This window comes from Exiguobacterium sp. KKBO11 (assembly GCF_001644945.1).
GTDB lineage: Bacteria > Bacillota > Bacilli > Exiguobacteriales > Exiguobacteriaceae > Exiguobacterium_A > Exiguobacterium_A abrahamii.
This window is the reverse complement of record NZ_LUCU01000011.1, coordinates 952,065-967,282: the sequence shown is the minus strand read 5'-3', so window position 1 is coordinate 967,282 and position 15,218 is coordinate 952,065. Positions and strand designations below refer to the sequence as shown.

Genomic DNA, 15,218 nt, shown 5'->3' with positions numbered 1-15,218 from the left:
TATGTTTCATCTATTCCGTTCTGCTATCATGCTTCCTCTTCTTCGTCTGCCGGAAGAATATAGGCCTTTGCCGGTTCCTCCGAAAAGATGTGCTCAATCAGCCCTTCGATATCCGATGGACAAATCCGTTCGACATCCGCTAACACTTCTTCAAGTGATGGATGGCGATGTAGATGCAACTCATTTCGGGCGTTTCGATTCATGTGACTCGATGTGCCTTCGTTGCCTAGAATCAGAGAACCTTTCAGCTGCTCAATCCCATCTTCGAGTTCCTTCGTCGATAATCCATCCCGCTTCAAGCGATCGATTTCAGCAGCGAGGACCTGTTCGACCTCTTCGACCGATTCCGGAGACGTGCCGACATAGATCGTGAACGTTCCATGATCGTCAAACGTCGTGTAATAGGAAAAGACTGAATAGGCAAGACCGCGTTCCTCTCGGATTGATTGGAACAAGCGACTCGACATCGTCGCACCGAATGCATTATTGAGTAAGGCGAGGGCAGGCAAACGTGGGTCAGCAGAAGGAATCGCACGGAAATTATAACAAATATGAGCCTGTTCCGTATCCTTTTCCTTGCGAATCACACCATTTTGTAACCTTGGCTCTATCGTCTCGCGTGTCTTCGATCGTGATTCGAGGATCGACATCCGCTCTTGAATCTGCGCAATCAACGCGTCTGAGACGTTTCCGGCAACAGAAATGACGATTTGATCCGGAGCATACGCTTCTTCGAGATACCGCCCGATCATCGCACGATCAATCCGAAGCACACTCTCTTCTGTTCCAAGAATCGGACGAGCCATGACATCCTCTCCGTAAGCCGCAACAGCTAATAACTCATGGACGAGATCATCTGGTGTGTCATCGTACATTTTAATCTCTTCAATGACGACCTTTTTCTCTTTTTCCAGTTCATCCGCATCAAACGTCGATTCGAGGAACATATCCGCCAACACGTGAAAGGCTTCTCCTGCATGTTCATCTAATGTCTTGACGTAATAACACGTTTGATCCTTACTCGTGAACGCATTAATATTTCCACCAAGTCGGTCAAAGTAAACCGCAATCTCTTTTGCCGTATGGCGTTTTGTCCCTTTAAACATCATATGCTCGATGAGATGACTGATACCATGCTCCTCGATCTGTTCCGTCCGACTTCCTGCTTGAATGAAGATTCCGGTCGCGACGCTGCGTGCTTCCGGCATCCGTTCAACGATCAGTCGAACTCCATTTTCTAATTGTATCCGTTCGATCATAGTAATTCCTCCAAATATAGGAAACAAGGTGGCTCTCGTTGCATTCTCTGCACCGTCGAGCCACCTTGGATTCATTAGTTACGACGTGGTGGACGTTGTCCGTCACGTGGTGGGCGTGAACCCTGATCCCGGCGTGGCGGGCGGTTCTCACGCTCTGTCTTTTTCTTTTCTTCATATGCCGCACGATCTTCTTCGCTTAAGCCTTCGACGAGCAGGACTTTGTGCGAAGCATTGACGCGTCCCTTGTCATCGATTTCCGTGACACGGACTTTTAGCTTATCACCAAGTTTGACGACATCTTCTGTTTGACCGACACGGTTAAGTGCAAGTTCCGAAATGTGGACGAGTGCGTCTTTTCCTTTGAATAACTCGACGAATGCACCGAATTTCTCAACGCGACGGACTGTTCCATCGAACTCTTCACCGACAACGACTTCACGGACGATATCTTCGACCAATTGACGGGCACGATCGATGCCAGCTTGATCCGTCGAAGCGATAAAGACGGTTCCGTCTTGATCAATGTCGATCTTGACGCCTGTCTCATCGATGATACCGTTGATGACTTTACCACCAGGTCCGATGACATCACGGATTTTATCTGGATTAATTTTGAGTGTGACGATTTTTGGCGCGTATTGTGACAATTCGACACGTGGTTCAGCGATGACAGTTTGCATATGCTCAAGAATGTGCAGACGACCAAGACGTGCTTGTTCGAGTGCTTCTTCGAGGATTTGACGCGTGATTCCGCCAATTTTCATATCCATTTGCAGAGCTGTGACACCTTCGTGAGTTCCAGCGACTTTAAAGTCCATATCTCCGAGATGATCTTCCATCCCTTGGATATCTGTCAAGATCGAGTAATTGTCGCCTTCCATGATCAAGCCCATCGCAATACCAGCGACAGGTGCTTTTAATGGAACACCCGCATCCATCATGGCAAGGATCGAACCACAGATTGAAGCCTGTGATGAAGAACCGTTCGACTCAAGAACTTCTGACACGAGACGAATCGTGTATGGGAAATCAACTTCATTCGGAAGAACTGGTAAGAGTGCGCGTTCTCCGAGTGCCCCGTGACCAATTTCACGACGACCTGGTGCACGCATCGGACGTGCTTCCCCGACTGAGAATGGCGGGAAGTTATAGTGGTGCATGAAACGTTTCTCTTCCTTCAGACCAAGTCCATCGATGATTTGAGCGTCACCCGCAACACCGAGTGTCGCAACAGACAAGACTTGTGTCTGACCGCGTGTGAACAGACCTGAACCATGTGCACGTGGTAAGAGACCGACTTCTGAATCGAGTGGACGGATCTCAGCAAGACCACGACCATCCGGACGGACTTTATCTTCTGTGATCAGACGGCGGACTTCGTCTTTGACGAACTTATTGAGAACGCCTGATACTTCTGCTAGTTGTTCTGCTGTGACTGACTCGTCAGCTGCATACAACTCGATGTATTTTGCGATGACTTCGTTGATGGCAACGTCACGTGCTTGTTTTTCTTCGACTTGAACTGCTTGTGTGACTTCTGCCAATGCTTCTGCTTTCAGGCGATTGACGATTGTCTCATCGAAGCTTGATACCGTATATTCGAACTTCTCTTTACCGACTTGTGCGACGATCTCCTCTTGGAAAGCGATCATTTCCTTGATGACATCGTGTCCAAGCAAGATCGCTTCAAGCATTGCTTGTTCCGATACTTCCTTCGCACCTGCTTCGACCATGTTGACGGCATGTTTTGTTCCGGCAACTTGGAGGTCGATATCGCTAACTTCCATTTGCGCTGAAGTCGGGTTCACGACGAACTCTCCGTCGACGCGACCGATCGTCACGCCTGCGATTGGACCATCGAAAGGAATATCCGAGATCGAAAGGGCAATCGAAGCCCCGATCATCGCAGCGACTTCTGGTGAATTATCAGCATCTGACGAAAGGACCGTCGTCGCCACTTGTACGTCGTGACGGAAACCGTCCGGGAATAATGGACGGATCGGACGGTCGATCAGACGCGAAGTCAAGATCGCACTCTCTCCAGGGCGTCCTTCACGTTTCAGGAATCCACCTGGGATTTTCCCTGCCGCATATAATTTTTCTTCATAGTTCACTGTTAATGGAAAGAAATCTAAGTCCTTCGGTTGTTTTGATGCAACGACCGTAGCAAGAACGGCTGTATCGCCGTAGCGAATCAATGCTGCTCCGTTCGCTTGTTTTGCTAATTGACCGATTTCAATCGTTAATGGACGTCCACCGAGTTCGGTCGAAAACGTCTGTTTTGTTTGTGACATGCACAAATCTCCTCTCACTGCTATCCGTTTTTTCATTCAAATCTAATTATGTAGGTTCTTGCGCAAAAAGTCCATGAATCGGCAAAAAAAAGAAACAGGAGACGATGCTCCTGCTTCCCTACCTCGTTCTCGTCGGGATTAGCGACGGAGACCAAGACGCTCGATCAACGAACGGTAACGTGCAACATCCTTGTTACGAAGGTATGTGAGCAAGTTACGGCGACGACCGACCATTTTCAAGAGACCACGACGTGAGTGGTGATCCTTTTTGTGTGTACGTAAGTGATCGTTCAAAGTTGTGATCTGTTCAGTTAAAACAGCAACTTGTACTTCCGGCGAACCAGTATCGCCTTGTTTCGTAGCATATGCTTCGATGATTTCGTTTTTACGTTCTTTTGTGAGTGCCATTGTCACTCCACCTCCATCTTATGAATGACCGTATTCCCGAGCATCGGATGGTGAGACCAGATGCCAAGCGAATCGGCTGTACGTGATCGTACTGACCTATCATAACGAACCCTGTCCGTACTGTCAAACGCTTAATCGTGCATTTGCCTCTTCACGGTCCCGCGCCAATTGTTCTTTCAATTGATCGATACCATTGAAGGCTTTTTCATCGCGTAAGTAAGCGATCCATTCAAGCGTCAATTCTTGACCATAAAGATCCTCATCAAAGTCAAGAAGATGTGTCTCAATACTGACGTCTCCCGTCTCATAAAACGTCGGGCGTCTTCCGACGTTCGTCATCGCTTTGAATCGACGACCGTCCGCTAAGCGAACGAATGTCGCATATACACCGAGTTTCGGAATGACGTAAGAAAATTCCGGACGCATGTTGGCTGTCGGGAAGCCAATTTGTCGACCACGTGCGTCACCGTGAATGATTGTACCTTTGATTTGGTAGGGTTCTCCAAGCAAACGTGCAGCCGGTTCGACTTCTCCTGCAGCAAGTAAACGACGAATCCGGGTTGAGCTGATTTTTTCTGCTTCTTCTTGGAACTCTGCTACAACGGTGTGCGTGAACGTGCTCCGACTATGAAAATCAAGCGTCGTCATTTTTCCGGCTCCGAAGCGACCGTAGGAATAATCAAATCCAGCGACGACGTGCTCTGCTCCAGACGCAATCAGATATTCATCGACGAAAGCTTGCGGTGACAATTCCGAGAAAGGAATCGTGAACTCAATGACGTAAACACGATCGACACCAAGGCGTTCGATTTTCTCTAATTTACGTTCAAGCGGCGTGATGTAGCGGACCGGTTCATCCCCTTTACCAAGTACTTGTTTCGGATGTGGATCAAAGGTCATGACAGCCAAAGGCAGGCGACGAGCCTCCGCTTCTTTCCGTGCTGCTGCGATGACTTGCTGATGTCCGAGATGTACACCGTCAAAAAAGCCAAGTGCGATGACAGCAGGGGCTTTTTGAGGCTGTTCCGGATATGTCAAATGTATGATGTCCATGATGCTCTCTCCGATCTTAATCGATTTGTAGCATGACCTCGACGCGTGCTACCTGTTCTTCTGGAAGACGTCGATATAGCGCTAAAGGTACGTCCTCTTCATTATAGACAGTAAACAGCTCGAATTCGACTGGAATGCTTGTCAGCTTGGCTCCGTTCAAGACACGCTGCGCTGTTGCTGCGTCAACCGTCAATCGTGGCCATTTTTGGATGACGTGTTCGATCGGTAGGACGTGCTGCATCCGTTCTTCGACCGTCTCATACGATTCGAGTGTTTCGAGTGTGACGGTATCCGTCTCAGCAATCGCACCAGATCCTGTCCGGCGTAAGTCGCTCATGTGTGCCGCATAACCAAGTCGTTCTCCGATCTCGACTGCTAGCGTCCGGATATACGTCCCTTTCCCACACGCGATATCGAGGCGGAATCGGCAGAGACCATCTTCGAACACAAGGTCCGATGTCCGTTCTAATCGATCGATGCGAACGATCCGGGTCGGTCGCTCGACTTCAATCCCTTTTCGTGCATATTCGTATAACTTCTTCCCGTTCACTTTGACTGCTGAATAATACGGTGGCGTCTGTTCGATCTCTCCTGTCAAGGCGCTCAGAATATCAGCGATCGCCTCTTCAGTAATACTTTCGGGTTCGACCGGTGTTTCACGAACGATCTCTCCGTGTGCATCTTCTGTCGTCGTTGCAAAACCGATCGTCACTTCCGCCGCGTAACGTTTTCCTTCATCCGTGATGAAACGGGCAAGTTTCGTCGCTCGACCGAGACAAATCGGTAAGACACCTGTTACTTCTGGGTCAAGCGTCCCTGTATGTCCGACTTTTTTCGTCTGAAACAAGCGACGTAGACGAAAGACACAATCATGACTCGTCATGCCGGCTGGTTTATCTAGTGGTAATACTCCGATGGGTTCCACGTGATGTCCTCCTTGAAAAAAGGCAACCACACGCGTGGTTGCCTTAGGTGTTAATCTTTGTTCAAATTCCGAAGCAACTCATCAATGCGTGATCCGTATTCGACAGAAGAATCGACCTCGAACAATAGTTCAGGTGTTTTCCGCAGACGAATCCGCGATCCGATTTCCTTACGCATGAAGCCTTTTGATTTTTCAAGACCGATGCGCGCATCCTCACGTGCTTTTTCGTCACCGAGGACTGAATAGAAGATCGTCGCTTGTTGCAAGTCTCCTGTCACTTCGACACCTGTGACGGTAATCGGCTTGACGCGTGGATCCTTGACATCTTTGATGAGCAGTTGCGTAATTTCCTTACGCACCTGTTCGGCGACACGATTCGAGCGTAAACTCATGTTTGTTCCCTCCAGTTCGGAAGAATGGATTCCGTTCTGTTACTTCCGTTTGACTTCTTCCATGATGAACGCTTCGATGACATCATCAACTTTTATGTCATCATAACGTTCGATCTTAATTCCACACTCGTAACCAGCAGCGACTTCTTTGACATCATCTTTAAAGCGGCGAAGTGTATCGAGTTTTCCTTCGTAGATGACGATACTATCACGAACGACACGGACACCTGCATCACGTGTCAACTTACCTTCCGTGACATATCCACCTGCAATCGTACCGACTTTCGATACTTTGATGACATCGCGGACTTCAGCTTGACCGATGATTTTCTCGACGAACTCAGGATCAAGGAGACCTTTCATCGCTTGCTCGATTTCTTCAATCGCATTGTAGATGATCCGGTGAAGACGAATTTCGACTTTCTCCTGATCTGCCATTGATTTCGCGTTACCATCCGGACGAACGTTGAATCCGATGATGATCGCATTTGCTGCTGAGGCGAGGATGACATCACCTTCCGTGATTGCACCAACACCTGAGTGTACGATGTTAATTTTAACACCTTCGACATCAATTTTCTTCAATGAACCGGCTAAGGCTTCAACTGAACCTTGGACATCACCTTTGATGATGATGTTGAGGTCCTTGACTTCGCCTTCTTTAATGCGGTCAAAGAGATCTTCTAAGCTAACTTTCGCTGAATCGCGACGTTGTGCTTCGATTTCACGTTGGTAACGTGCTTCACCGATTTGGCGTGCTTTTTTCTCGTCTTCGAATGCGAAGAATTGATCGCCCGCTTTCGGAACATCATTTAAACCTGTGATTTCGATTGGCGTCGATGGTCCAACTTCTTTGACACGACGACCGATATCGTTGACCATTGCCCGGATACGACCGAACGTGTGACCGACGACGATTGGATCTCCGACACGAAGTGTTCCGTGTTGAACGAGAAGGGTAGCGACTGGACCGCGTCCTTTATCGAGTTTCGCCTCGATGACTGTTCCGCGACCGTTCATGTCTGGTGTTGATTTGTATTCTTGAACTTCTGAAACGAGAAGGATCATCTCGAGCAATTCGTCGATACCGTCTCCTTTAAGAGCTGAAACCGGTACGAAGATCGTATCGCCGCCCCAGTCTTCTGCAACGAGTTCGAACTCTGTCAATTCTTGTTTGACACGGTCAGGGTTTGCGCCTTCTTTATCCATCTTGTTGACCGCGACGATGATCGGAACGCCAGCTGCTTTCGCGTGGCTGATCGCTTCTTCCGTCTGTGGCATGACACCGTCATCTGCTGCAACGACGATGATCGCGATATCCGTGACATCTGCTCCACGTGCACGCATCGTTGTGAACGCCGCGTGACCTGGTGTATCGAGGAACGTGATCTTCTTGCCGTCGATCTCAACTTGGTAAGCACCGATGTGCTGCGTGATCCCGCCGGCTTCGCCTGCAGTGACCTTCGTGTTACGGATCGAGTCGAGCAATGTCGTTTTACCGTGGTCGACGTGTCCCATGATCGTAACGACCGGTGGACGCTCAGACAATTCGTACTGGTCAAGGTTCAATTCGTATTGATCAAAGTCCGTCTCATCGACTTGGACTGTCTTTTCGACTTCAAAACCAAACTCTGTCGCGAGCAGTTCGACTGTTTCGTCATCAAGATCTTGGTTGATCGTCGCCATGACACCGAGACCCATCAATTTCATGATCAGCTCATTCGGTTTTTTCGCCATTTTTTCAGCAAGTTCACCGACTGTCAAGTTGTCAGAGTATTGAACGACGTTTGCCATCGCCTCTTCTTGAGCCCGGCGAGCTGCTTTCCGTTGACTCGACTTCGAGTTCGGATCCGCTACTTCGAGTTTACGCGGTTCTGCTTTCTTTTGGTTCGGACGACGTTTGCCGCCACGATTGTTACGGTTGCCGAATTCTGGGCGTCCGCCTTTGCTGTTACGTGATTGGTTACCTGCTGGTTTGTTTGTACTTCCTGGTCGGTTCGGTTTATTATCTGATTTCACTTGTTTTGGAGCCTCCGTCTTTTGAGCCCGATATTTCTCGGGATTAAATACTTGATCGAGTTGCTGTACTGTCTGTTCATCTAATACTGCCATATGATTCTTGACTGGTTTCTCCAGCTTTTCGAGCTGGGTGATGACCTGCTTACTTGTTACGTTTTGTTCCTTGGCGAATTCGTATACACGTTTACCCAAAGGATCCACCTCCAATTAGTCGTTCGAGAGGAGTTCAGTTAGCTTTTTCGCAAATCCGGCTTCATTGACTGACACGACAACACGCGCATCCTTTCCTAATGCTTGACCGAGAATCGTCCGGTCGGCGACTTCTAGGTAAGGAACTTGATAACTCGTACATTTATCTGTGACTTTCTTACGCGTGGCAGCCCCCGCATCTGCTGCTAAAAGAACAAGCTTCGCTTGTCCTCCCCGTACTTCTTTCAGTACGAGTTCTTCTCCAGTCGTCACTTTCCTAGCTCGATTCGCGAGACCGAGAAGGGATTCCCATTTACTCATTTGTACCTCCCGCGATTTCAAGCAATTCATCGTATAAGGCATCTGTCGTCTTGACCTTCAAATGATGATCAAGCGTCCGTTTTTTCTTCGCCGTCGCAATGACTGCCGCATCTTTCGATAAATAGGCACCTCGCCCATTCATCTTACCATTTAAATCGATGACGACCTCTTGTTCAGGTGTTCGGACGACGCGAATTAATTCTTTTTTCGGCTTCATTTCCTGTGTGATGACACACTTGCGTAATGGTACCTTTTTTTGCACGAATTATTCCTCGCCTTCGACTTGGACCGCTTCTACTGCCGGCTCTTCCGTCGCGAAGACATCTTCGAGATCCATCGCTTCCGCTTCAGACTCGCTCTTGATGTCGATTTTCCAGCCTGTCAACTTCGCTGCGAGACGCGCGTTTTGACCACGTTTCCCGATGGCAAGTGACAATTGGAAATCCGGAACGACGACAATCGTCGCTTTCGCTGGTTCGTTGACGTAGACCGCAACGACTTGAGCTGGGCTGAGTGCATTCGCAACATATTCTTTCGGATCATCCGAGTAACGGACGATATCGATTTTTTCCCCGTTCAAATCATTGACGATGCGTTGAACACGTGCCCCTTTTTGCCCGACACATGCACCGACTGGATCGATGTCGTCAGCTGCGACTGCGATTTTCGAACGGTCACCCGCTTCACGCGCAACAGACTTGACTTCGACTTCGCCACTTGAAATCTCTGGTACTTCGATTTCGAAGAGACGTTTTAAGAGACCTGGATGTGTCCGTGATACGAGAATTGATGCTCCTGATCCTTTGACCATCGGATCAACCTTCGTGACGTACACCTTGATGCGATCACGAATCCCGAAACGCTCGTTCGGCATTTGCTCGTGTGTCGTCAAGACGGCTTCGATACCTTCTAAGTTGACGTACAAGTTCCGTGCATCTTGACGTTCGACGATACCCGTCATGATCTCGTCTTCACGATCCGCGAAGTGATTGTAGATACGTTCACGTTCTGCTTCACGCATTTTTTGTGTGACGATTTGTTTCGCCGTTTGTGCTGCAACACGACCGAAGTCGCCTGGCGTCACTTCGACTTTATGGAAATCGCCGAGTTCATATGTCGGATCGATCTCGTGCGCTTCTTCAAGCGAAAGTTGCTCTTCTGGTTGTGTCAATCGTTCGACGACTTCCTTAAGCGCGAAGACACGGATGTCTCCTGTCTGCTGGTCGAATTCGACCTTTACAGCCTCCGATTCTTTTCCGAAGTTGCGTCGGTACGCTGAAATCAATGCCTGTTCGAGCGCATCGATGATGATGTTCTTGTCAATTTCCTTCTCTTTCGCGATTTGATTGATCGCCTCGAGTAACTGTGGTCCCATCGTTCTCTTCCTTTCCGTCAGAACATTACCGCAAGTCGCGCAAGTGAAATCTTGTCGACCGGTATCTCAATTTTCAATTTTCTTGTTTTGACACGCACTTCGATTTCAAGCATCTCAGGTGTGTACGCGAGCAACGTTCCTTCGAATTCAACCGCATTCTTTACTGGATCGTGCGTTTTGATGTACACATGTTTCCCAATCGCCTTTTCGAAGTCCTCGTCTTTCTTCAATGGACGTTCCGCTCCTGGACTAGCGACGTCGAGGTAATACGGCTCGTCGATCGGATCATTGTCATTCAATGCTTCCGATAACTGTTCATTGATTTTGACGCAGTCTTCAAGATCCACGCCACCCTCTTTGTCGATGGAGACACGTAGGAACCAATCCGCCCCTTCTTTGACGAATTCAACGTCGACTAGCTCCATCCCCTCTCGTTCGACGATTGGTTTTGCGAGCGCTTCGACCTTTTCCGTTACGTTCGTCATCTTCATCCTCCTTCAAAAAACAAACAAGAAAGGAGCAGGTCCCCCTACTCCTTCCAAGTCGTAGTATAAAAAACATTTCCTCACTCAATATAGCATAGGAAAGCGCTCAAAGCAAGTGTTCCTAAGGGCTTACAAGTCGAACAAGGAGAGCTGATTCTCGTCCGGTAACCCTTCGAGACAGCCTAGGTTATCGAGCGTCTCAATGATCGATTTCGATAACTTAGCGCGTTTTTGGAGGTCTTCCTTCGAGAGGAATTCGCCGCCTTTACGTGCTTCGACGATCTGCTTCGCTGCATTCGTCCCGAGACCTGTCACAGCATTAAAAGGTGGTAACAACGTATCTCCGTCAATGAGGAATTCCGTTGCACTTGAGCGGTAGAGATCGACCTTTTGGAACGTAAAGCCACGTTCGATCATCTCAAGCGCGATTTCAAGAACCGTATACAGCCCTTTATCCTTCGCCGTCGCTTCAAATCCTTTATCCTTGATGTCTTGCAAGACTTTCCGAACGGCAGCAGAGCCTTTATTCATCGCACCGATATCAAAGTCACCCGCACGAACCGTAAAGTACGAAGCGTAGTAATACATCGGATGGTGGACCTTATAGTAAGCAATCCGGACGGCCATCAAGACGTAGGCGGCAGCGTGGGCTTTTGGGAACATGTACTTGATTTTTTTACAAGAATCGATATACCAAAGCGGTACATCGTTCTCGATCATCGCCTCTTCCATGTCAATCGAGAGTCCTTTCCCTTTTCGGACCGACTCCATGATTTTAAAGGCAAGCGACGGTTCAAGACCGGCGTAGATCAAGTAGACCATGATGTCATCTCGACAACCGATGACGTCTTTTAGTTCACATGTTCCGTTGTAAATCAATTCGCTGGCGTTTCCGAGCCAGACATCCGTTCCGTGCGAGAGTCCTGAAATCTGGACGAGTTCCGAGAACGTCGTCGGTTTCGTCTCTTCTAACATTTGGCGGACGAACTTCGTTCCAAACTCCGGAATACCGAGCGTTCCTGTTTTCGAATCAATCTGTTCCGGCGTCACACCGATCGATTCCGTCGAACTGAAGATTTTCATGACTTCTGGGTCATCGACAGGAATCGTCTTTGGATCTCGTCCTGATAAATCCTGTAGCATCCGGATCATCGTCGGGTCATCGTGACCGAGGATATCGAGTTTGAGTAAGTTATCGTGAATCGAGTGGAAGTCGAAGTGTGTCGTCTTCCATTCAGAACCCATATCGTCTGCCGGATACTGAATCGGACTAATATCATAAATATCCATATAGTCCGGTACGACGATGATCCCACCTGGGTGTTGCCCGGTCGTTCGTTTGACACCGGTGACACCACTGACGAGACGATCGACTTCCGCATTCCGATACGTCAGCTCATTCTCCGACTGATACCCTTTGACATAGCCATACGCCGTCTTCTCGGCGATCGTTCCGATCGTTCCGGCACGATAGACGTAATCGTCACCGAACAAGACTTTCGTATAGGCATGGGCTTGCGGCTGGTATTCTCCACTGAAGTTCAAATCGATATCCGGTACTTTATCCCCTTTAAATCCAAGGAACGTCTCGAACGGAATGTCATGACCATCCTTAAACAACGGGATATCACATTTCGAACAGGATTTATCCGGTAAGTCGAATCCCGAACCAACGGAACCATCATCGAAGAACTCCGATTCCTTACAATTTGGACAGACATAATGCGGTGGTAATGGATTGACTTCCGTGATCTCGGTCATCGTCGCAACGAGACTTGATCCGACCGATCCCCGTGAACCTACCAAATAGCCGTCGTCAAGTGACTTTTTAACGAGTTTATGGGAAATCAGATAGATGACGGCGAATCCGTGACCGATGATCGACTTCAACTCTTTTTCGAGTCGGGCTTCGACGATTTCTGGTAACGTGTCGCCGTAAATCCGGTGCGCCATATCGTACGACAAGTTTCGGACTTCTTCATCTGCCCCTTCGATCTTCGGTGTATAGAGATCTTTTGGAATGATGTCGATGTTCTCGAACTGTTCCGCGACGGCTTGACTGTTCGTGATGACGAGACGTTCCGACACATCCGGTCCGAGGAACTTGAAGTCGTCCATCATTTCCTTCGTCGTCCGGAAGTGCGCCGGCGGCAATTGCTTTCGCATGTTCAGCATGTTCGCTCCACCTTGCGTCCGGATCAAAATCTCCCGGTACGTGGCATCATGTTGATCGAGGTAATGCACATTCCCTGTCGCGACTGGTAAGATATCATGTTCTTCCGCGACGCGGATGATCTTTTTAATCAGTTCGCGCAGTTCGAGTTCATTCTGAACGATTTCCCGTTCGATCAAATGTCCATACATCGCGGGTGGCTGAATCTCGATGAAATCATAGAACTGCATCACTTTCGCTAAATCTTCGTCCGACTTGTTCAAGGCGGCATCAAACACTTCGCCATTATCGCAAGCTGATCCAATGATCAATCCATCCCGGTGCGCGACGAGTTGCGAGCGCGGTGTGCGGACGACACGGTGCACGTGTTTCGTGTGAGCAATCGAAATCAATTGGTACAGATTCTTCAAGCCTGTCCGGTTCTTCGCATAGACCGTCGCGTGGTATGGTCGTGCCCGCGAGATATCTTTCCCCATCTCCCGGTTGAGCGAGGCGTGTGTCTTCATGTCGAACATCTCATCTGCCATTTGAAGTAATTTGACCATCAAATAGCCTGTCGCTTCCGCGTCATAGATGGCGCGGTGATGCTGCGTCAATTCGATGTCAAATCGTTTCGCGAGTGTGTTCAATCGGTGGTTTTTTAGCGTCGGCATCAAGACACGGGCTAGCTCAAGCGTATCAATGACCGGCAAGACCGATTCATCGTGTCCACCGGATCGTAGCGTCGCATTCAAGAATCCGATATCAAACGAAGCATTATGGGCAACGAGAATCGAGTCGCCGACCCAGTCCATGAATTCCTTGACGACTTGTTCCGGATCTGGTTTTCCGCGGACCATATCATCGGTGATCCCTGTCAAATCAATCGTCGTCGCCGACAACAGATGCTTCGGATCCGCGAATGCTTCGAACTTATCGATGATATCACCGTCGTGGATTTTGACGGCTGCAAGTTCGATGATCTTGTTGTACATCGCGGATAAACCAGTCGTCTCGACGTCAAAGACGACGAATGTCGCGTCATCTAAGTTACGTTCCACCGGATGATAGGCGACTTGCACCCCATCATCGACGACGTTCGCTTCGATTCCGTACAATACTTTGATATCGTTTTTCTTTCCGGCATAGTAGGCATCCGGGAAACTTTGTGCACCCGCGTGATCCGTGATCGCAACAGCAGGATGACCCCATTTCGCCGCGCGTTCAACGTATTTCGTCACGTTCATGACGGCGTCCATTTGACTCATTTGCGAGTGCGCATGTAACTCGACACGCTTCTCGCCTGCCCAAGGGTCAGCAGGGGCTTCCATCTTCACCTCTGACAGTTGGGCAATCATCATACAAAGATCGCGCAGGAACGTATCGAACTCAACGCGACCTGCCGCTTGAATCCACATGCCTTTTTTGATGGCTGAGAGGATCTTGACGTCTGTTTCGTCACGCGCAAACATCTTGACGACGAGGGAGTCCGTATAATCCGTCATCTTAAACGTAAAGATCGTCTTTCCACTTCGTAGTTCACGACTCTCTGCCGAGAAGACGAGACCACGGATCGCAATCCGTCGTTCCTCATCTTGGATCGTCTTAATCGGGACAATCTCATCTTGAATTGGTTTCCCGATCCGGATCTCAACCGGTCCTTCATCGTCATCCCGCGATTGTTCCCGCTTGAATTGCAACTCGAGCATCCGTTTTGCTTCTTCCATGTCTTCCTGTTTCACCTGATTGCGCAACGCTTCTTGTTTCGATTCGTTGATTTGAACAATCGGTTCACAGTTGAATTTCGGAAATCCGTAAGCACTGTAAAGTAACTGCAACTCACCACATAAGCTACTTTTTAAGAATCCTGCTTCCGGTTCACTCCGGACCGGAATGAATAATTTCTGTTCTTTGAACTCCGGTAAGACCCGTCCAAGTTGTGTCCGCATCGCCGATGAGACATCTGCGAGATCCTGCACGACGTATGGCCAGTAATCATGATACAGGCGTTCGTCTGGTCGACCATCCGCGTATAGGATGACCTTGACTTCGGCGAATTGCTGATACCGACTTATCAAGCGACTCGTAAAGAGTTGATAGACGTTTTGTGGCAAAACCTGTGGCAAGCGGATCTCAAATGTCCAGGTTGCTTTTGCTTTATTGACGCGAAGCTTCTCAAGAACTGCTTCGTTAAAGTATTCTTCAATGATACCATTCGGTAATTCCAAGTCACTAAGCAACAGTGACATGCGTTGTTGTGTATCCACTCGCAATTGTGCTGTCTGATCGCTTCACACCGTGACAGCAACTCCTCCTCCTCTTGCGGATTGCCCAAGGGGCGAATGG

12 protein-coding genes are annotated in these 15,218 nt (G+C 48.8%); all 12 read right to left on the bottom strand.

Annotated elements, in window-relative coordinates:
- Positions 1-26 precede the first annotated feature (26 nt).
- Positions 27-1,259: a M16 family metallopeptidase gene (locus AYO36_RS05020; protein ID WP_064299663.1), complete on the bottom strand. Its 1,233-nt coding sequence runs from the start codon at positions 1,257-1,259 to the stop codon at positions 27-29.
- Between the two features lie 74 nt (positions 1,260-1,333).
- Positions 1,334-3,553: a polyribonucleotide nucleotidyltransferase gene (pnp, locus tag AYO36_RS05015; protein ID WP_064299662.1), complete on the bottom strand. Its 2,220-nt coding sequence runs from the start codon at positions 3,551-3,553 to the stop codon at positions 1,334-1,336.
- Between the two features lie 138 nt (positions 3,554-3,691).
- Positions 3,692-3,961, bottom strand: coding sequence for a 30S ribosomal protein S15 (rpsO, locus tag AYO36_RS05010; protein ID WP_023468676.1), 270 nt, complete (start codon positions 3,959-3,961; stop codon positions 3,692-3,694).
- Positions 3,962-4,084: 123 nt separating this feature from the next.
- Positions 4,085-5,014: a bifunctional riboflavin kinase/FAD synthetase gene (locus tag AYO36_RS05005; protein ID WP_064299661.1), complete on the bottom strand. Its 930-nt coding sequence runs from the start codon at positions 5,012-5,014 to the stop codon at positions 4,085-4,087.
- A 16-nt stretch (positions 5,015-5,030) separates the two neighbouring features.
- Positions 5,031-5,939, bottom strand: coding sequence for a tRNA pseudouridine(55) synthase TruB (gene truB / locus AYO36_RS05000; protein ID WP_023468678.1), 909 nt, complete (start codon positions 5,937-5,939; stop codon positions 5,031-5,033).
- 50 nt (positions 5,940-5,989) lie between these two features.
- A complete protein-coding gene (gene rbfA / locus AYO36_RS04995; protein ID WP_023468679.1) occupies positions 5,990-6,331 on the bottom strand; it encodes a 30S ribosome-binding factor RbfA in 342 nt (113 codons plus the stop codon).
- A 39-nt stretch (positions 6,332-6,370) separates the two neighbouring features.
- Positions 6,371-8,542, bottom strand: a complete 2,172-nt coding sequence (infB, locus tag AYO36_RS04990) for a translation initiation factor IF-2 (RefSeq protein WP_050677459.1) — start codon at positions 8,540-8,542, stop codon at positions 6,371-6,373.
- Positions 8,543-8,557: 15 nt separating this feature from the next.
- Entirely contained in the window at positions 8,558-8,860 is a 303-nt protein-coding gene (locus AYO36_RS04985) for a YlxQ family RNA-binding protein (protein ID WP_023468681.1), read from the bottom strand.
- Positions 8,853-9,122, bottom strand: coding sequence for an RNase P modulator RnpM (rnpM, locus tag AYO36_RS04980; protein ID WP_023468682.1), 270 nt, complete (start codon positions 9,120-9,122; stop codon positions 8,853-8,855). The genes AYO36_RS04985 and rnpM overlap by 8 nt, the downstream gene beginning before the upstream one ends.
- A 3-nt stretch (positions 9,123-9,125) precedes the next feature.
- A complete protein-coding gene (gene nusA / locus AYO36_RS04975; protein ID WP_023468683.1) occupies positions 9,126-10,235 on the bottom strand; it encodes a transcription termination factor NusA in 1,110 nt (369 codons plus the stop codon).
- A gap of 17 nt (positions 10,236-10,252) precedes the next feature.
- A complete protein-coding gene (gene rimP / locus AYO36_RS04970; RefSeq protein ID WP_023468684.1) occupies positions 10,253-10,720 on the bottom strand; it encodes a ribosome maturation factor RimP in 468 nt (155 codons plus the stop codon).
- A 129-nt stretch (positions 10,721-10,849) separates the two neighbouring features.
- Positions 10,850-15,121, bottom strand: coding sequence for a PolC-type DNA polymerase III (locus tag AYO36_RS04965; RefSeq protein ID WP_197273421.1), 4,272 nt, complete (start codon positions 15,119-15,121; stop codon positions 10,850-10,852).
- Positions 15,122-15,218 lie beyond the last annotated feature (97 nt).

Bases quoted from the DNA above. Each gene is read 5' to 3' on its own strand.
- AYO36_RS05020 (WP_064299663.1), bottom strand. From the start codon at position 1,259: ATGATCGAACGGATACAATTAGAAAATGGAGTTCGACTGATCGTTGAA.
- pnp (WP_064299662.1), bottom strand. From the start codon at position 3,553: ATGTCACAAACAAAACAGACGTTTTCGACCGAACTCGGTGGACGTCCA.
- rpsO (WP_023468676.1), bottom strand. From the start codon at position 3,961: ATGGCACTCACAAAAGAACGTAAAAACGAAATCATCGAAGCATATGCT.
- AYO36_RS05005 (WP_064299661.1), bottom strand. From the start codon at position 5,014: ATGGACATCATACATTTGACATATCCGGAACAGCCTCAAAAAGCCCCT.
- rbfA (WP_023468679.1), bottom strand. From the start codon at position 6,331: ATGAGTTTACGCTCGAATCGTGTCGCCGAACAGGTGCGTAAGGAAATT.
- AYO36_RS04985 (WP_023468681.1), bottom strand. From the start codon at position 8,860: ATGAGTAAATGGGAATCCCTTCTCGGTCTCGCGAATCGAGCTAGGAAA.
- nusA (WP_023468683.1), bottom strand. From the start codon at position 10,235: ATGGGACCACAGTTACTCGAGGCGATCAATCAAATCGCGAAAGAGAAG.
- rimP (WP_023468684.1), bottom strand. From the start codon at position 10,720: ATGACGAACGTAACGGAAAAGGTCGAAGCGCTCGCAAAACCAATCGTC.
- AYO36_RS04965 (WP_197273421.1), bottom strand. From the start codon at position 15,121: ATGTCACTGTTGCTTAGTGACTTGGAATTACCGAATGGTATCATTGAA.